19 protein-coding genes are annotated in these 18,388 nt (G+C 57.1%); 8 read left to right on the top strand and 11 right to left on the bottom strand.

Going from position 1 to position 18,388, the window contains the following annotated elements; all coding sequences use genetic code 11:
• Positions 1 to 61 precede the first annotated feature (61 nt).
• Positions 62 to 2,581 carry a TonB-dependent receptor gene (locus tag BUQ90_RS05555; RefSeq protein WP_074204076.1) on the bottom strand — a complete coding sequence of 840 codons (2,520 nt, stop codon included), beginning with the start codon at positions 2,579 to 2,581 and terminating at the stop codon, positions 62 to 64.
• A 329-nt stretch (positions 2,582 to 2,910) separates the two neighbouring features.
• On the opposite strand from BUQ90_RS05555, the gene BUQ90_RS05550 reads away from it, so the two are divergent.
• On the top strand, positions 2,911 to 3,675 hold the full coding sequence (locus tag BUQ90_RS05550; RefSeq protein WP_074204075.1) for an SDR family oxidoreductase: 765 nt from the start codon (positions 2,911 to 2,913) through the stop codon (positions 3,673 to 3,675).
• Here BUQ90_RS05550 and BUQ90_RS05545 read toward each other — a convergent pair whose 3' ends face one another.
• From BUQ90_RS05545 to BUQ90_RS05520, 6 genes are all read right to left on the bottom strand, one after another.
• Positions 3,676 to 4,068, bottom strand: coding sequence for a limonene-1,2-epoxide hydrolase family protein (locus BUQ90_RS05545; RefSeq protein WP_074204074.1), 393 nt, complete (start codon positions 4,066 to 4,068; stop codon positions 3,676 to 3,678).
• A gap of 17 nt (positions 4,069 to 4,085) precedes the next feature.
• Positions 4,086 to 5,108: an NADP-dependent oxidoreductase gene (locus BUQ90_RS05540; protein ID WP_074204073.1), complete on the bottom strand. Its 1,023-nt coding sequence runs from the start codon at positions 5,106 to 5,108 to the stop codon at positions 4,086 to 4,088.
• 15 nt (positions 5,109 to 5,123) lie between these two features.
• Complete coding sequence (locus BUQ90_RS05535) at positions 5,124 to 6,287, bottom strand: acyl-CoA dehydrogenase family protein (protein ID WP_239447356.1); 1,164 nt, start codon at positions 6,285 to 6,287, stop codon at positions 5,124 to 5,126.
• Positions 6,288 to 6,399: 112 nt separating this feature from the next.
• Entirely contained in the window at positions 6,400 to 7,545 is a 1,146-nt protein-coding gene (locus BUQ90_RS05530; RefSeq protein WP_074204072.1) for a thiolase family protein, read from the bottom strand.
• A gap of 24 nt (positions 7,546 to 7,569) precedes the next feature.
• Positions 7,570 to 7,974, bottom strand: a complete 405-nt coding sequence (locus tag BUQ90_RS05525; protein WP_074204071.1) for a Zn-ribbon domain-containing OB-fold protein — start codon at positions 7,972 to 7,974, stop codon at positions 7,570 to 7,572.
• Positions 7,975 to 8,063: 89 nt separating this feature from the next.
• A complete protein-coding gene (locus BUQ90_RS05520) occupies positions 8,064 to 8,834 on the bottom strand; it encodes an SDR family oxidoreductase (RefSeq protein WP_074204070.1) in 771 nt (256 codons plus the stop codon).
• 88 nt (positions 8,835 to 8,922) lie between these two features.
• Here BUQ90_RS05520 and BUQ90_RS05515 point away from each other — a divergent pair, with 88 nt between their 5' ends.
• Positions 8,923 to 9,303, top strand: coding sequence for a nuclear transport factor 2 family protein (locus BUQ90_RS05515; protein WP_074204069.1), 381 nt, complete (start codon positions 8,923 to 8,925; stop codon positions 9,301 to 9,303).
• A gap of 12 nt (positions 9,304 to 9,315) precedes the next feature.
• Here the strand turns inward: BUQ90_RS05515 and BUQ90_RS05510 are convergent, their stop codons facing one another.
• From BUQ90_RS05510 to BUQ90_RS05500, 3 genes are all read right to left on the bottom strand, one after another.
• Positions 9,316 to 10,455: an acyl-CoA dehydrogenase family protein gene (locus BUQ90_RS05510; RefSeq protein WP_074204068.1), complete on the bottom strand. Its 1,140-nt coding sequence runs from the start codon at positions 10,453 to 10,455 to the stop codon at positions 9,316 to 9,318.
• Between the two features lie 22 nt (positions 10,456 to 10,477).
• The gene (locus BUQ90_RS05505; protein ID WP_074204067.1) at positions 10,478 to 11,686 is read right to left on the bottom strand and encodes an acyl-CoA dehydrogenase family protein; all 1,209 of its coding nucleotides are present in this window, start codon (positions 11,684 to 11,686) and stop codon (positions 10,478 to 10,480) included.
• Positions 11,687 to 11,786: 100 nt separating this feature from the next.
• Positions 11,787 to 12,788, bottom strand: a complete 1,002-nt coding sequence (locus BUQ90_RS05500) for an NADP-dependent oxidoreductase (RefSeq protein WP_074204066.1) — start codon at positions 12,786 to 12,788, stop codon at positions 11,787 to 11,789.
• A gap of 133 nt (positions 12,789 to 12,921) precedes the next feature.
• Between BUQ90_RS05500 and BUQ90_RS05495 the strand changes: the two genes are divergently transcribed.
• The 6 genes from BUQ90_RS05495 (at position 12,922) to BUQ90_RS05470 (ending at position 17,963) form a co-directional block, all read left to right on the top strand.
• Positions 12,922 to 13,884 carry a Kelch repeat-containing protein gene (locus tag BUQ90_RS05495; RefSeq protein WP_074204065.1) on the top strand — a complete coding sequence of 321 codons (963 nt, stop codon included), beginning with the start codon at positions 12,922 to 12,924 and terminating at the stop codon, positions 13,882 to 13,884.
• 31 nt (positions 13,885 to 13,915) lie between these two features.
• Entirely contained in the window at positions 13,916 to 14,686 is a 771-nt protein-coding gene (locus BUQ90_RS05490) for an N-acyl homoserine lactonase family protein (protein WP_074204064.1), read from the top strand.
• 116 nt (positions 14,687 to 14,802) lie between these two features.
• Complete coding sequence (locus BUQ90_RS05485) at positions 14,803 to 15,786, top strand: thiamine pyrophosphate-dependent dehydrogenase E1 component subunit alpha (RefSeq protein WP_338044514.1); 984 nt, start codon at positions 14,803 to 14,805, stop codon at positions 15,784 to 15,786.
• Entirely contained in the window at positions 15,783 to 16,778 is a 996-nt protein-coding gene (locus tag BUQ90_RS05480; protein WP_074204062.1) for an alpha-ketoacid dehydrogenase subunit beta, read from the top strand. Before BUQ90_RS05485 ends, BUQ90_RS05480 begins: the two co-directional genes overlap by 4 nt.
• A gap of 2 nt (positions 16,779 to 16,780) precedes the next feature.
• Positions 16,781 to 17,014 carry a biotin/lipoyl-containing protein gene (locus tag BUQ90_RS05475; RefSeq protein ID WP_074204061.1) on the top strand — a complete coding sequence of 78 codons (234 nt, stop codon included), beginning with the start codon at positions 16,781 to 16,783 and terminating at the stop codon, positions 17,012 to 17,014.
• Positions 17,015 to 17,138: 124 nt separating this feature from the next.
• Positions 17,139 to 17,963, top strand: coding sequence for a LuxR C-terminal-related transcriptional regulator (locus BUQ90_RS05470; protein WP_074204060.1), 825 nt, complete (start codon positions 17,139 to 17,141; stop codon positions 17,961 to 17,963).
• Between the two features lie 15 nt (positions 17,964 to 17,978).
• On the opposite strand, the gene BUQ90_RS05465 is transcribed toward BUQ90_RS05470, so the two are convergent.
• Entirely contained in the window at positions 17,979 to 18,386 is a 408-nt protein-coding gene (locus BUQ90_RS05465) for a PaaI family thioesterase (protein WP_084192500.1), read from the bottom strand.
• Between the last annotated feature and the right edge of the window lie 2 nt (positions 18,387 to 18,388).

Genomic DNA, 18,388 nt, shown 5'->3' with positions numbered 1-18,388 from the left:
AAAGAAAAGGCCGGGTCAGCCCCCCGCTGCCCCGGCCATCTTTGATCAACGGGAGAGTTGATCAGAACTTGAAGCTGGCCTCCACAAAGACCTGGCGACCACGGTTCTGGGTGACGACCGAGTCATCACCGACCGGGATGCCAAATGCATTGGCTGGAGCCAGGAACGGACGGCCACCGGATGTATTGATCCAGATTTCATCGGTCAGGTTGACACCGACCAGGGCCAGTTTCCACGCACCGTCCGGAGCACCAATCGATACCGATCCGTCAAGCGTGACATAGCTGTCCTGCCTGATGTCGTTGATCGAGTCTTCGTTGGTGAAGTAGGACCCGGTATAGGCGGCGTTTCCGCTCAGGCCAAATTCGATCGCATCGCCCATCGGGATGGTCCAGTCAAAGGCGATATTCCCGGCAAATTCCGGAGCACGAGCCGCCCGGCGACCGTCAATATCTTCACCCGACGTCGTGACAAACGTGTCCGAGAATTTTGCATCGGTATAGGCCAGAGCACCGGAGAAGTTGAGTCCGTCAACCGGAGTTCTCCAGGCCCATTCGACATCAACACCCTTGGTTGTCAGCTCACTCGCATTGAATGTCTGGAACTGAATGATCGTGGCATCGAAATTCTGTACCTGAAGATCGTCAAACACATAGTAGAATAATGACGTGTTCAATGTGATCGAACGATCAGCGAATTGGGCTTTGACACCGACTTCACCACCGAGACCGGTTTCGGAATCGAAGATCAGGCCACTGAAGTCGTTGGTGGCTGCAGCGATACCGAGGCCAAATGAAGGCAAGGCACTGTTATCGATGCCGCCAGATTTGAAGCCAGTCTTGAACGCACCGTAAATATTGACGTCCGGAGTGGCCTGATAGCGAATGGAGACTTCCGGTGAGAAATTGTCATCATCAAAGTTGATCGGTCCCGAGAAGAATCCACTGGTCAGGAATGCGCCGCCGCCAGAGAGGAACGCATGCGAATAAGGCAGGCTGATGATGCTGGTCTTGCTTTCGTCGGTCCAGCGAATACCCCCGGCAATCTGCAACTGATCAGTCAGATCGAGGGTGACACTGCCAAAGAACGAGAGCGCTTCTGTCTTGGTGTTTTGCTGTTTGAACCAGTCAAAGGTGTTTCCGGTAATCGGATCTGGCGCAATCAGCGAAATATTGACTGCCTGTTGCGAGGTATCGAAATCAATTTCGCGGCTCTCATAAAATGCACCAACCATGAAGTTGAAGATGCCGTCAAAATCACTGGACAGGCGCAGTTCCTGGGTGAACTGTTCGGTGCGGTTGCGCGGATCACTGTTACCCACGCCGAGCGGTACACCGACACCATTGGTTGCAGCCAGCGCTGGTGGCAGTGCTGCCGGACCTGTGCTCGAGAACGGAACCGCAGGCCCCACACCCACGTAGCTGTAGGAATCAAAGTCCACGGCATCCAGATTAAGATAACCTGTCACCGAAGACAGGGTGAGACTGTCTGAAACATCCAGATCCCAGCTCAGCCGACCGAAGATGATATCCGTTTCGCCAAAGGGCCGGCCATCGAAATTGGCACCTGCGCCGCTTCCGTCTGGAATTCGGCCAACCAGCGCCGCAGCAGGGTCTGCGGTCGGATAGAGATTGTCATTTGTGTTACAGTCCGCATTGCTTGGGACAGCAACGGTGAACGGATCGACCGCGTTCCCCAGAAGAACGACCTCGTCAGCCCGTCCGTTGGGACCGCAATCGATGTCCGAATGCGCAATCGCACCGTCATTTTCGTTGCGGATATAGTTCAGCTTCAGATTGGCGTTGAAATTGTCGGTCGGATCCCACTGAAAGGTCAGTCGGCCCACAAAATCCTTCAGGCCGCGACTGCGATTTACTGCAGGGGTTGCAGGCGTCAGCTCCACATAATCTTCAATGTCGGTATATTGGGCAGCAATCCGGATCCCGAGTGTATCGGTTACCGGGCCGGAAACATAGCCGCCAACAACATAGCCTTTTTCTTCAAACTCATATGAGGCCTTGCCGCCGACTTCCCAATTTGGAGTCGGATTGGCGGACCGAATGGCAAAAACACCAGCCGATGCAGATTTACCGAAGAACAGGGATTGCGGCCCCTTCAGGACATCAATCTGCTCGACATCAAAAAAGCCGGCCTGGACGATGCGCATGGTGCTGACCTGAACCCCGTCAAAGTCAAATGCGACCGCCGAGTCAAAGGAGGCAGAAATATTGGATGAGCCGACGCCGCGGAGACTGATCTGCCCGCCGGAACCGGAGCCGCCAACCTGAACATTCAGCGCCGGAACACGGCTGACCACATCAGCCACCTGGTCCACCTGGAACTTGTCCAGCGTGTCGCCACCGATGGCGGTCACGGTCACAGGAACTTCCTGCAGAGTTTCAGTCTGTTTGCGAGCGATCACTGTGATAACATTTTCGTCATCATCTTCAGCTGCCGCCTCCTGTGCATAGGCAGGTGCGGAAAATCCAGCCATTGCAAGACTGGCGGCTGACCCCATCAGGAACCGCCTGGCGGCTTTCGTGTTGAAGATGGATTCGTGGCGTTGCGAACGTGACATCATAGCTCTCTCCCAAATTGCACCGGCATCCAGATTTCCGGTCCATATCCTAATAAATCGGCGGTTTTTCCGCGCTGTTATGAGAGCTACCTTAAGCAGGACTGTGCCCCTGCTCAGCTAGCCAAAATGATAGCAAATATGCAAAACTGTGATATTCCCGCAACAAATGAACAGCGCAGCCCGGAAATCCGGCAATTCCGTAGGGGCCAGATGGCCCATCCCTGTTCATTCTAATAGCGGTCCGCCATGTTGTGCCCGACCGGCATTTGGTTCTATTCCCCGACATCAACAAAAACGCATGGTGCCAGCGATGGGCAAATCAGGAGGATGACATGGGACGACTGGACGGCAAGATCGCCATTGTAACTGGAGGAGGTTCCGGACTGGGCAAGGCAATCAGCGAAGCTTATGCCGGCGAAGGTGCGCGGATAATGGTCACGGACATCAATGCGGATAGCGCACAAAGCGTGGCCAATGCCATCGGCGATCAGGCGTTCGCCATGGCGCAGGATGTCGTCAGCGAAGAGGGCTGGGCGCAAGTTTTTGCCGAAACGGCAGAACAATTAGGCACGCCACATATTCTCGTCAATAATGCCGGCCTCGTCATTCCGGCAACAATCGAGGATTGTACGCTCGACCAGTTTCGGCACACATGTGCCGTCATGCTTGATGGCGTTTTTCTGGGTTGCCGGGAAGCCGTTCGCGCGATGAAATCACAGGACGAACCCTGTTCAATCATCAACATGAGTTCTATGGCCGCACTACAGGGTTACTCGCCTTTCCTGTCCTATGCTGCAGCCAAAGGTGGTGTGCGCTCAATGACCAAGTCGGTCGCGCTCCATTGCAAGGAGCAGAATTATCCGATCCGTTGCAACAGTCTCCACCCGTCTGGCATCGACACGCCAATGGTGCGGCAGGAGGCAGTAGGTGCAGAAGGTGACGCGACGCCGGAAACCGGCATGATCCCGTTAGGCGGTCTCGGACATCCAAGCGATGTGGCCAGTCTGTGCGTCTATCTCGCTAGCGATGAATCGCGCTTCATGACGGCTGGAGAATATCCCGTTGAGAACGGAACACTGCACCAGCCACAAATGTAGTCAGGCGCTGGCTGCGCCCATCACTCTCGCCATCTCGTTCTGGAACTCGGCGAGATCGAAATAGTCACGCCATTTCGCGATCTTGCCATTTTCCATCTCGAACGTGCCCATGACCCGAATGGCGATCCACTCGCCGTTGATCCGGAACTTGTCGGTGCGTTCGGTCAATACCGTATCGCCATCGGCCGCGATATGGTGGACAATCCATTCCGCGCCGTCCGATCCCATCCCGGATCCATCAAAAAAAGCGCGCACGGCGCCAATGCCCTCACATGGCTCCATCGGGATATTATGGTAGAAAATATCGTCAGCCATAGCGGCATAGATGGCATCATAATCGAGACGATTCCAGGCATCGATGAAGTCGAGAACCAGTTGCTTGCTGTCCGTCATTTCGAATCTCTCCTGTTTCAGGACTCTGGTGAAACGTCGAGGATCATCTTGCCCTGATTGCCGCCAGAGAAGAGTTTCATGAACGCATCATAGCTGTTCTCGATGCCCTTTTCGATATCCTCGTCATGCTTGATCTTGCCTTCCGCCAGCCATTGACCCATTTGCGCAATGCCTTCCGGGAAACGCGGCGGATAATCCCGAACGAGGAATCCTTTGATCGTCGCCTGACGGGAAATCAGATACCAGAGATTCCGGATCCCCACCGGTTCGGGACTGTTATATTCGCTGATCAACCCGCACAGGACAACCCGGCCATGTTCGTTGATCGCGGTAATCCCGGCATCAAGAATTTCGCCGCCGACATTTTCCCAGATAATGTCCACACCGTCCGGCGCTGCAGCGGCAATTTCCTTCTCCAGATCAGCCTGGCTCTTCCCGCGATAGTCGATGGCGGCATCAAACCCATATTCGTCGGTGAGCCGCGCGCACTTGTCGGCGCCACCGGCTATACCAACAACCCGGCATCCCTTGATTTTGCCGATCTGCCCGACCAGAGATCCGACAGCTCCAGCCGCGCCGGTAACCAGCAGGGTTTCGCCTTCCTTCGGCTGGCCATCGTCGATCATGCCGAAATAGGCGGTCATCCCGACGGCACCCAGAACCGACAGGAAATTGGTCGGTGACGGCACCAGCGACGCGTCAACCGGGGATGTAAAGCCGCCGGCCTCGACAACCGAAAACTCCTCCATGGCTGCCAGACCCACGACCCACTGCCCTTCCGGAAAGTCGGGGTTTTTCGAACTGTGGACACGCCCGACGGCACTGGCACGGACAGCGGCCCCGATCGGAATCGGCGGCATGTAGCTTTCGGCATCACTCATCCATCCTCGCTGGGCCGGATCAAGCGAGATATAATGGTTGCGCACCAGAAAGGCACCGTCTGACAATTCCGGGAGGTCTTCCTCCACCAGCGCGAAATCACTCGGCTTGGGTTCCCCATCGGGGCGACTGACGAGCGTAAACTTGCGGTTCTTGGTCATAGGGAATTCCTCTGGTTAAACGGGATTGGATTTCTTGATTTTCTTGGCGAGCGACCATTTGTGGACTTCGGTCGGTCCGTCATAGACCCGGAATGCGCGCACTTCGCGGAAGACCTGCTCGACCACGGTGTCCTGACTGAGGCCGGTGCCGCCCATGACCTGCACGCATTTGTCGGCGATGCGGAACAGCGCCTCAGACACGGCCACCTTGGCCATCGAGCTTTCGGTGGTCCCAAGCGCGCCCGTGTCGAGCACGCTTGCACACCAGTCGATCATCAGTTCCGACTGCTTCAGGTCAATCTGGTTTTCGGCGAGCATGAAACCCACGCCTTCATGATCCACCAGCGGCTTGCCGAAAGCCTGACGGCGGCAGGCATAGTCGGTCGCGATTTCCTGCGCCCGGTCACAGCAGCCCAGCCAGCGCATGCAATGGGTCAGCCGCGCCGGGGCCAGCCGGACCTGGGCATATTTGAACCCCTCGCCGCTTTCGCCGAGCATCTGGTCCGCTGGCACCCGCAAATTGTCGATCTGCACCACCGAATGGCTGCCGGGCATCGAACTGTCGATCGTGTCGAGCACGCGCTCAATCTTGATCGCAGGATCGGGCAGATCAACAAGGAACATGCAGGCGCCATCGTCAGACTTGGCCATCACGATCCCGACCTTTGCCCCTTTGGCGCCGGTAATAAAGGTCTTGCGTCCGTTGATGACCCAGTGATTGCCATCCGGCTTCGCCGTCGTCTTCATCATCATCGGATCGGATCCGGCACCATTCTCGCTGGCCGGTTCCGTCATGAAAAAGGCCGAACGGGCCACGCCCTCAACCAGCGGCTTCAGGAACCGTTCCTTCTGTTCGGGAGATGCGCATTTGCCCAGCAAGTACATATTGCCCTCATCCGGTGCGAATGTGTTGACGGCCAGCGGTCCCAGCGGAGACAGACCGGACTTGCGCAGCACCAGCGCGGTTTCGAGATGCGTCAGATGACTGCCATCTTCACGGATATGCGGGGTCAGCACACCGGCTTCCCGGGCCAGTGCCCGCATTTCCTGCACCAGTTCATCCGTCGGACCATGATCCTCGCAGCGCGGATCCTTTTCAAAGGGAAAAATCTTGTCACGGACAAAGGCTTCCACCTTTTCCGCGATTTCACGCGCTTCGCTGTTGATATCGTTGCTCAATGCCTATCCTTTTCGAACAATGGGTCTTGCCGGTCCGATTCCGGCACCCGCTGGCCTGTCCCTTAACGCTGAAAGATATCCCGAAACAAGTTGGGAAATCGGGGCGCGGAATCTAGCGCTGCAATATGGTCACGGCCGAGACGCCGGGAGCGCCATAAACCTGCGTATAGGCGGTCTTCGGATCATCGGGCACCTGACGCTCACCGGCGGTTCCGCGCAACTGCACGACATTTTCATAGACTTGCCGCAGCCCCGACGCGCCGATGGGTTCGCCGCATGCAAGGCAGCCACCATCGGTATTGACCGGCAATTCTCCGCTGATTTCCGTGCGACCCTCGCGAAGCCACTGTTCCTGATCGCCATGGGCACAGAATCCGTTTTCGGCCATGTGCATGATTTCTGCGCCGGCTTCCGTGTCCTGCAGCTGTGCGACATCAATATCTTCCGGACCCATTCCGGCCTGCTCGAATGCCGCCTGCGATGCGAGTTCCGTGGCAGTCCCACCGCGTTCCACGTCGATGGATGCGGCAAAGACCTCAAATGATCCCGGAGGACGGGTGCGCATGACCGAGGTTTTCAGCTTGATCATCGGTCCGCCCAGCTCTTTCGCTTTCTTCTCGCTGGCGAGGATCAGTGCAACCGCGCCTTCTGCCGGAGAGCAGAACATATATTTGTTGAGCGGATCGGAAATCATCGGCGCGTTCATGATGGTCTCCAGATCAACCTCGCTGCGCCGCCAGGCGTGATCGGTTTTCGCCCCGTTGCGGAACGCCTTTTCAGCGACCCGCCCGAGTGTTTCATTGCTGAGATTATTCTCGTGCATGTAGCGCATGATCTTCGCGCCGAAAAACTGGGTGGTCAGCATGTAACCCGCCTCGCCATACCAGTTGGGCAGGCCATAGGATCCCGGATCGGCGTTGAAAGCGCCACGCGGATGTTTGTCGAACCCGACGGCCATGCCAATGTCATATTCGCCGGATTTAATCGAACTCGCCGCCGCGTTGAGCGCCGAGCCCCCTGTGGCGCAGCCGTTGGAGACATTGATAAACTGGATTCCGGTCAAGCCCAGTTTCGAAACCATCGTGTCGGCAGCACCCGAAGCGGCAGATCCGCCAAAAGCAAATTCAATATCTTTCCAGTCGATATCGGTATCCGCCAGCGCCTGCTTTACGGCGAACACGCCCTGGTCCATGCCATCCCGGCCTTCGGTCCGGCCGAAGGGGTGAATGCCTGCTCCCACAATATAAACGTCTGACACTGTCTGTCTCCTTGTCCGCCTTGTCTAAACAGGCCTGAATGCATGAATGAGTTTCTGATCTTCGGCCGGAGCATCGGGATCCAGCGGGATCGCAGTAAGTTCCACTTCCATGCCAATCCGGACATCTTCCGGCTCGATCCCGGTCAGGCGCGATTCGACCATGGTCTGGCCAGGCAATTCGACATAGGCGACCACATAGGGCTTGAAAGTCTCCGGGTCCGTCGGTCCGGCATAGGGAGTCTTCGGTGGAAAACGCTGTACCGTGTAGGTCCAGACCGTTCCACGCGAAGCCAAGGCGACGGGCTCGATATGGTCCGATTCCGTCAGTGGTAGCGGAAAGAATATCTGCCCGGTTTCCTTGTTGCGCGCACCAATCAGGGCGCTCATGTCCTCGGTAAACAGATTGTCAGCGATCGGCTGCGCGGCCATCCATGCTCTCCCTTTTTCGCTCCCGGTCTTAAGCCAAAGCCGCAGCGCCAATAACTGCCAAAACGGCTAGGCTGTGCTCAGGTCTGCGACTAATAGCCGGGATGAACCGCCAGCATCCCGCCATCGACCAGCATGTCACTTCCGGTGACAAAAACAGCGTCATCGCTGGCCAGATAGACCGCTGCACCGGCCAGATCCGCGCCCTGCCCAACCCGGTTAAACGGCGACATCGCCGCAACCATGTCCATCATGCCGGGAACGACCTTGGCCGCTTCGTCGATAATCGCTGTGTGAGTCGCGCCGGGGACCAGATTGTTGCAGCGGATGTTCAGGCCCGCCTGAGCGCAATGCACCGCCACCGACTTGGACAGCATGCGCACCCCGCTTTTGGCAGCAGTATAGGTGACGTCGCTGGGCAAGGCAGCAAAGGCGGATGTGGAAGCAATATTGATGATCGAACCGGAAGACCCGCCCGGATTTTCCTTCATCAGCCGGATGGCATTCTGACAGCCCAGCATCACTCCCGTCAGGTTGATCCCGAGCAGACGATGCCAGCTGTCCAGATCGACCTCCTCGATCGACTGGCCGATCACGATCCCGGCGTTGTTGACCAGGATATCGAGCCGCCCGAATTCCGCGCCAGCCCTGTCCATCACCGCTGACCAGCCATCGGCACCCGAGACGTCCTGTTCCATGAACAGTGCGCCGGCGGAACCGGCAACCTGCTGACCAAGATCGACCTGGATATCAGTCGACAGAACCTGCGCACCTTCAGCAGCGAAGCGCTTGACTATCGCCGCGCCAATACCGGATGCCCCGCCGGTAACAATGGCGGTCTTTCCCTCCAGCCTGCCCGTCATTACTCTTCTCCTTCACCCTATCAAATCTGGCAGAGGCGTCTTCGCACTGCCTCGCCTTATTCTGTCACTGCATAACAGGAGCAGACCGATGCCCACCGCCGAGGAAATGACCGAAACCGTGAACGCCTATCTGGCGGCGATCAACGCCGGAGACATGCCCGCCGTCATGGAACTCTATTCGGCCGATGCGGCGGTCGAGGACCCTGCCGGAACCGAACCCAAACGCGGTCCGGACATTCTGGACTTTTATACCAACGCCTTTTCCGGCGGTGCCAAAGTCGCACTTACCGGCGCCATCCGGCTCAGCGCCAGGGCGGCCGCCTTCCCTTTCCGTGCCGAAATCACGCAAGCGGACAAGTCCGTGCTCATTGTCGAAGTTATCGACATTTTTGAATTTGACGAAACGGGGAAGGTGCAGAAGATGACTGCCCATTTCGGACCGGCCAATATCACCCATCGTCCGGCCTGATTGCACCGCGGATCAGTAACCGGCCCGCTTGGCCAGCCGATCGGCATGGAAGCCGGCATCACCGAACATCTGCTGCGCCATGTGAACCCGCTTGAAATACAGACCCACGTCATATTCATCCGTCACGCCAATACCGCCATGCATCTGAATCGCCTCTTTCGTGGCCAGCTGCGCGGTCTGGCCGGACTTGGCCTTGGCCATCGAACAGACCGCACCGGCAGCTTCAAAATCATCATCCAGTAGCTGCAAGGATTTGAGCACGGCCGATTTCATCATTTCGATTTCTGTCGCCAGATGCGCTGCGCGGTGCTGCAATCCCTGAAAGGATCCGATTTTCTGGCCGAATTGCTCGCGCTCTTTCAGATATTCGGTGGTCATGTCGAATGCCTGTTGCGAGGATCCCGACATTTCGGCGGCAAGCACCGCCCGGCCAGCCGACAATATGCCTTCCAGCGCCGCATAACCGCCGCCGACTTCCCCGATAATGTCATCGCCCGTGACTTCAAGACCGTCCACCACGATATCCGCAGCATTCCGGCTGTCGATCATCGGCGTTTTCGATCGCGATATTTCCGGTGCATCGGCATCGACCAGGAAGAGGGTAATGCCCTCTTCGTCGGTATCCTCGCCCGATGTCCGGGCGACAATGATCAGCTTGTCGGCAACATGACCATCAGCGACAAAAGTCTTGGATCCGGACAGGACATAGCCATTGCCCGAAGTCTTCGCAGAAAAAGCTATTGTGCTGGGATCGTGGCGCGGACCTTCATCCACCGCCAGAGCAAATATCTGGCTACCGTCACAAATGGCTCCGAGATGGTCGGTTTTCTGCTCTTCGGTGCCATATCGCTGTATCGCCGTGGCGCCGAGAACGGCCGTGGAAAAAAATGGCGATGCGGTCAGGTTCTTGCCCATTTTTTCGGCCAGCACACCGGCACCGACATAACCGAATTCGCTGCCACCAAATTCTTCATCGACGATGATGCCGGCCCAGCCCATTTCCGCCATGTCGTTCCACAGCTTGCGGCAAAACCCTTCTTCCGGCTTGTTGTCCCTGACCTTTCGAAACGCCGTTACCGGCGCGTTCTCATCCAGAAATCCCTCCGCAGAATCCTGCAGCATTTCCTGTTCTTCGGTCAGTATCAGTGCCATGTCAGTTCCCCTCGCCGCTGGCTTAGCTTGGCAGTTCCAGGACACGCTTGGAAATGATGTTCAGCTGAACCTCGGTTGTCCCTCCCAGTATCGAATAAGCCCGGTTATACAGCCAGGTATTCGCGAGGCTGCCATATTCGATACCGTCCTCGCTGATTGTCGCCGCAACCGTACCGCCAATATCCATGCGCAGTTCGGTGCCCTTTTTGGTCAATTCCGATGCCGCATATTTCAGCATGGATGACTTGGCACCCAGGCCATTGCCGGCATTGGCTTCGTCGTTCATCCGTTCGACCGTCAGATTATAGGCCCAGTCGTCAATTTCCGCCTGGGAAATCCGTTGGCGCAGTGCCGGATCAGACAAGCGTCCAGCCTCGTCCAGTCCGATCTGGTCGGCAGCAAAGCCGCCAAGGCTTTCCGGGCCGGTGGTCCCGCGCAATGGCGACATCGTTCCCAGCATGCCCCGCTCATGGACCAGCAAATTTTTGGCCACATCCCAACCGCGGTTGACCTCACCGACGACCGACAGATTATTCTCGCCATAGCTTTTGGGCACTTTGACATTGTCGAAAAATGTTTCGCAAAAGGGCGAATGTCCGGAAATCAGGATGATCGGTTTCACGGAGATGCCTTCGCTCGCCATGTCGATCAGTATGAAGGTGATACCCTTATGCTTGGGAGCATCAAAATCTGTGCGGACAAGGCAGAAAATCCAGTCGGAGATGTCCGCGTTTGATGTCCAGATCTTCTGACCATTGATGAGCCAGTGAGCACCCTTGTCTTCGCATTTCGTCTTGAGTGAAGCGAGATCTGAACCGGCCCCGGGCTCGGAATAGCCCTGACACCAGCGAATCTCGCCCCGGGCGATGGCCCCGAGATGCTGCAATTTCTGCTCATGCGTTCCATAGGCCAGAAGCGCGGGCCCGAGCATCGAGATGCCGAAATTGCTAAGCGGCTTGCGCGCATTGATCCGCAGACGTTCTTCCTCGAGGATCTTGGCTTCATCCGCAGACAGCCCCGCGCCCCCATATTTCTTTGGCCATGTCGGTACCGTATAGCCCTTTGCCAATGCGCGCTCGAACCAGAGCCGCTGTGCCTCCGACTGGAACTCCCATTGCCGGCCACCCCAGCATTGATTCTCCGCGGTAATATCCCCGTCCCGCATTTCCTCGGGGCAGTTTTCTGCGAGCCATGCTCTGGTCTCGGTACGGAATTCTTCCAGTTCGGTCATATGCTGCTTTCCTGTAACCCCCTAGTCATATTGCAGACATTGCCGGGCTGGCACTGCGCAAATAGTTAGCCAGCCCGGTCCTTCCCTTTACATCACGGTCTCAGTCGAGCCGCAGCAACTGTTTCCCGAAATTCTGACCGGCAAACAGGCGCTTGAGGGTCGACGGGATGTTGTCAAATCCTTCCTGGATGTCTTCCTTGAAGGTGATCTTGCCCTCCTTGATCCATTGCCGCATCCGCTTCTGTGCGTCAGGATATTCGCTCATGTAGTCGAGAACAATGAAGCCTGACATGCTCGCTCGCTTGAAGATCAGATTGAAGTAGTTTTCGGGACCGGCCGGCATGTCACCCTGCTCATAGCGCGAGATCCCTCCGCAGATCGCCACTCGTGCATGCATCGCGAGATGGGCCAGCGCGTCGTTGAGGATCTTGCCACCGACATTGTCGTAAAAGACGTTGATTGACTGGTTGCAATGCTCTTTGAGGCCCGCACGGACATCTTCATTCTTGTAGTCAATCGCGACATCATAGCCGACATCATCGGTCAGCCATTTGCACTTTTCTTCACCACCGGCGATGCCAATTGTCCGGCAACCGGCAATTTTCGCGATCTGGCCAACCATCGAACCGGTCGCACCCGCTGCTCCCGACACCACGACGGTATCGCCGGGTTGCGGCCTCCCATGTTTGAGCAATCCAAAATAAGCCGTCATGCCCGTGGTACCCAGCGCGCCGAGATTGGCCGCGAGCAGCTCGTCATCGGGCACCTTGTTGAGCTCGCCGCCCGGCACATGCGCATAATCCTGCCAGCGCAGCATGCCCATCACCTTGTCGCCCTCGGCAAAGCCGGGGTGGCGGGACTCGATGACCGTTCCGATCCCGCTTCCCCGCATGACCTCACCGATTTCGGTCGGCGCGACATAGCCACCGATATTCTCCATCCAGCCCTTTTGCGCGGGATCGAAACCGAGAATCTCGTTTTTTACAAGGACATGACCTTCGGCGCATTCCGGCACCGGTGTCGTGACTTTCTTGAAGTCATCATCCACCAGTCCCCGTCCCTTGGGGCGCCCGTTGATCAGCCATTGCCTGTTATCGGTCATCTTGCTCTCCGTTTTCGTTTTGCCCGGTTTCGGGGTTGCGGGTTGATAGAACAGTCATGCGCGTCGGGATAACTGCCAGCTTTGATAGCTGTCACGGGCTGGAAAATTGCCCGGCCTGTGGCATACCGGTCGCATGAAGAAGATTCTGTTCACATTCATCCTGCTTGTGCTGCTTGCAATTGGCGCTGGCGCACTGACCCGACAGGCGATGGGCTGGAATGACGGCATGACACAGGCCCGGTCCGAAATTCACGCGGCCACGCTGGACGGAAAACTGTATATCGCTGGCGGGATCGGTCTGTTCCGGGTGCTCGACAGCTGTGAAGTGCTGGATCTAACGATGGACATCTGGACAAGCTGCGGACGCCTTCCGCGGCCCCTGCATCATGTCGCGATGGCCGCCGATGACACCCATGTCTACGCGTCAGGCGGCTATGTTTCCCTGCCGTTCAACGCGGATCCCGAAGCCGGCCTGTTCCGCTTCGATCCGGAGGCTGGCCAATGGACGGAAATCAGCAAACTGCCGCATCCGATTGGCCAGCATAGCATGACCCATTTTGATGGCGGCCTGTTCCTGATCGGCGGGCAGGACAGCGGCCGCGATCTCGATACGGTCTGGCGCTATGACATCGCCGCGGATCGATGGGAAGCCATGGCGTCGATGCCGACCGCTCGGCATTCGCATGCCATCGCCAAAAGCGGCTCGCAGCTTTTTGTCACCGGCGGACGCAGTGCTGCACTGGGCACCGAAATCCGGCTGATCGAAATCTATGATCTGGCCGAGAACAGCTGGACAAAGGGGCCAGACATGCCGACCGGCCGGGGCGGACATGGCGCTGCGGTGGCATCGGGACGATTGCATATTCTGGGCGGAGAATCCCTGACCGAGGGCCGGTTGTTACCGGATCATGATATTCTGGATCTCGCCACAGACAGCTGGATCTTCGGCCCCGAAATGTCGCAACCAAGGCACGGATTTGCCATTGGCGAAATGGCCGGACAAGGTGGCCTGACCATTATTGGCGGCGGCGCAAGGGTTGGTATCGAGACCATATATTCGGTAACCGGCACGGTTCAGCGGGTCGGACTGGAATGACGGTCGTCGCAAGCGGGAGGGGAAAGTGACAATGCGAACCAGCGAGCAACAGGGCGTTTTGCTCTACGCCTTCACCTGCGGTCACATCACCTTGCCGATGAGCTTTTTCCTCGATGGTGAACCCGGCAAGGCCAGGGTGCCGGCCTGTGTGTTCCTGATCGATCATCCCAAAGGCCTTGTGCTGTTTGACACCGGGTTTAGTGACCGGTTTGTCGGCATGGAAAAAGGTCTGGGCAAGATTGTCGACATGCCCGACGGCGCGAACATTTCCGACCGGCTAAAAGCGATTGATGTGGATCCGGGACAGATAGACTATATCATCAATTCCCACCTTCATATCGACCATGCCGGCGGCAACCATATGCTCCCCAATGCGACGATTATCGTGCAAACACCGGAATGGGACTTTGGACTGAGCGGAGAGGACAGTGCCTATGACAAGGTCGATTTCGATCTCGGACAACCGGTGAAGCGCATTGATGGCGAGCATGATCTGTTCGGAGATGGCACTATCGTCATTTTTTCGACCGCCGGCCACACCCCCGGACACCAGTCGGTAAGGGTCCGAACCGCCACGGGCGAAGCGGTACTTGCCGCAGATTGCTGCAATATGCGAAGATCTCTCGACGAGATGCATCTGCCCGATCACTGCTATAATGTGGACCAGTATCGCGGATCACTGGAGACGCTTTCCCGGCTCCGCCGCGCGGGGGCACAGGTTTTCTATGGCCATGATCCCGAATTCTGGTCACAGGTTCCACAGGCGCAAGAGCTCGATCTCAACACTCTGCCACCCGCCTGAACAGACGCTTTCGAGCTTGTCACTCCCTATAACAATAGTGGTTATGGGTGCGCCCTGCGCTATGTAGATTTGCAAGCAAAGCCCCTGCAGAGGGCAGCCACCAAAGGAGCGAAGCCTTGAGCAACACACAGATGGCAGACAAAGATGTTCTGCTCGACATTTTTACCCGCGCAGACCTGATCATGCAGTCTGACCGGCGGTTCCGCAAAATGATTGGCGCCGGGCAGCTGCAAATTGTCTACTATCCGGTGCGGGGTCAGGAAGTCGTCTCGGCTGCGATGATGGCGGCGATCAATCAGGATGACTATCTGGTCACCATCTATCGCGGCCTCCATGATCAGCTTGCGAAAGGCATCCCATCGAAAGACCTTTGGGCCGAATTTGCCGGCAAGGTCACGGGCACCTGCAAGGGCAAGGGCGGACCGATGCACATTACGCACCCGGAAACCGGCGTGATGGTCACCACCGGTATTGTCGGTTCCGGAATCCCGATTGCCAATGGTCTGGGGCTGGCCAGCCAGCTGGAAAAGGACAACAAGGTCACCGTCTGCTGCTTTGGCGATGGTGCGTCGAATATCGGGGCCTTTCATGAAGGACTCAACATGGCCCAGATCTGGAAACTGCCGGTGATTTTCCTGTGCCAGAACAATCATTATGGCGAGCATACTCATATGCGCGACACGACCGGATCCAAGACCATTGCTCAGCGCGGCGAAGGACTGGGCATGCGTTCGGTGCGGGTCAATGGCAATGATGCAAGCGAAATGTATGCCGCGGCGAAGGAAGCGGTCGATCATGCCCGGGCCGGCAATGGACCAACCCTGATCGAGGCGATGACCTTCCGGTTCCACGGGCATCTGCTTGGCGATACCAGCCACTATATTCCAAAGGAAGAAATGGAGCAGGCGCGCGAAGACGATCCTATGCCAATCCTGCGTCAGCAGCTGCTCGACCTGCAGGTCAGCGAAGCGGATATTGCGGCAATCGAGGCCAAAAACACCGCCACGATTGATGAAGCGGCGCAGTTTGCCCTCGACAGCGACTACCCGCCCGGAGACGAATACCGGATCGATGTTCTCGATGTGGAGATTGCAGCATGAGCGACGAAAAACCACAGGAAATCATGTTCGCACAGGCCTGCAACATGGCGATGGCCCGGGCGATGGCAGACGATGACAAGGTCATCCTGCTCGGTGAGGACATTGCCGACAAGGAAGGCGGCGGCGTGTTCAAGGTTACTGCCGGGCTGTCCGAAAAATATGGCACCGACCGTGTCCGCTCGACCCCGATCTCCGAGCAGGCAATTGTCGGAGCCGCGGTTGGCTCTGCGCTGGTAGGATATCGACCGGTGGCGGAAATCATGCTGATGAACTTCATCACGGTGGCCATGGACCAGCTGGTCAACCACGCGGCAAAGCTGCGGTTCATGTCCGGCGGCCAGACGAGCGTCCCGCTGACCATCCGGACCACTACGGGTGCTGGCACCGGACTCGGCGGACAGCATAGCGACATGCTCGAAGCCTGGCTTGCCCATGTGCCCGGCCTGAAGGTTGTTGCGGCCTCCAATCCGGCGGATGCCTATGGCCTGCTCTATTCTTCCATCATGGATGACAATCCGGTAGTGTTTATTGAAAACACCCCAACCTATTTCACCAAGGGTCCTGCCCCTGCTCCCGATCATGTCGTGCCTCTGGGCAAGGCTTCGGTTCCACGGGAAGGCACTGATATCTCGCTGATCACCTATGGCCGGGGCGTTGGCGCGTCCCATGCCGTTGCCGAGAAGCTGGCGGGCGAAGGGATATCCTGTGAAATCATCGATCTGCGGACGATCGCCCCGTTTGATGAAGAAACCGTTTTGAAGAGCGTCGCCAAGACCAGGGCAGCGGTTGTCGTCCACGAAGCGGTGAAGAATTTCGGAACCGGTGCGGAGATTTCCTCGCGCATCCACGAGGAACTGTTTTCTGATTTGAAGGCGCCGGTCGGCCGGGTTGGATCGGGCTATGCACCGGTCCCGTTCTCACCGACAATCGAGAAGGCCTGGATGTTCAGCGAAGATGATATTGAACGCGAAGTTCGGAAAATTTTGGGGTAAAAATGGCTACGGAAATACGCATACCAAAACTGGGTTTCAGCATGGAATCGGGAATACTGGCGGAATGGCTTGTGCCTGACGGGTCTGATGTTTCCGAGGGCCAGGACATTTATGCTCTGGAAAATGACAAGTCGACCCAGGAAGTGGAAAGTCCTGCCAGCGGCAAACTCAAGATTATCGTCAGTGAAACGGGAGAGGAATATCCCGTTGGCGAACTGATTGGAATCATAGAATAATCACATCCCGTACGGGCGCTGTTGACATACTAACATTTTGGTCAGTAATGTTTGGTTGACTGGAAAACCAAACAACGTAACACGTCGCGACCAGTCACACGACACAGGCAGGGACAAGCGCCGCATGGCCAAGAATTTCGTAGAAGATATCCCGCGTATCGGGCGTGAACGTTTTCGGAAAAATCTCGACAGCGTCACCATCACCAACGCCCAGGAAATCCGCAAAGCGGCGGAGGCCATTCACGAGATTGCCCAGGCCTACGGATTTCGGATCGCAGTCAGTGCGGATATCTCGTCCAAGGCCCATCTGGTCGATGCCGATGGAGAACTGCTCAACAAGGATGTGTTCGGCTGGGTCGCAGAGGGCGAACGCTGGTGGGAAGATACCCGCCTGGCGCTCAGTTCGCCGCTCCCACGCGCCTGCCGCTATGAAAGCGAACCAATGTGGTGCAACGCGGAAGGGTTTCACGGCCACTGGTCCAACGAATATCTGGATGAAATCGACCTGCGCGAATTTTACGAGAACCAGACCGGTGCCACGTCCCTGTCCAAATGTGCCATTTTGATCCCGGTGCACCTGCCTTTTGGACAAATTGGTGCGGTGAGTTTTATCCCCAATGAACTGGAAAGGACGGACCTCAGTGAGGAGTTCCGGCTTTATTCCGATTTCCTCGCCATCGTCACTCGCCGTTTCGTGACCGGATATGTTCTGGCCATGCGCGAGAAGCACCGCATGCCTGCCAATTGCATCCTGTCAAAACGCGAGGCGGAATGTCTGCACTGGGCCGCAATCGGCAAGACGGACAAGGAAATCAGCATGATCCTGTCGCTCAGCCATGCCACCATCCGCTATCATGTGAATCGCGCCGGACAAAAACTGAACAGTGTCAATCGCGGACAAACCATCTTCAAGGCAGGTCAGCTCGGATATCTCGGCGCGACAGACTAGATTCCCGGATCCCGGTCAGCGCCGCAATATTGCGAATACCGCCGTCATCGTCATCAGAACCGTGTCTCCGCACATGATACGCCCGCTGCAATAGGCGGTCCGCTTGCTGATCCGGTCGATATCGGCATGGGCCTCGACCCAGTCATCCAGCTTCGCTGCCGCCAGATAACTGGTGTTGAGATTCATCGTCGCCACCGGCAGCGGCGGATCTTCTGCTTCATGGACCTGCAAGCTCAGCGCAACATCTGCCAGCGTGCCGAGAACGCCGCCATGGGCGACCCTGATATGGTTGATCTGACCCTTGTGAATGCGCGTGCCGACCACGATCCGGTCCGGGTCATGCCGCACATAATAGGGGCCGGCCATGTCGAGAAACGGGCTGGAAAAGCGTGCCCGCTCAAAACCTTCCGGAATGTCGCTCAATG

Origin of the sequence: Parasphingorhabdus marina DSM 22363, from assembly GCF_900128895.1 — a bacterium.
Taxonomy (GTDB): domain Bacteria; phylum Pseudomonadota; class Alphaproteobacteria; order Sphingomonadales; family Sphingomonadaceae; genus Parasphingorhabdus; species Parasphingorhabdus marina.
This window is presented reverse-complemented; position numbering and strand designations above follow the sequence as displayed.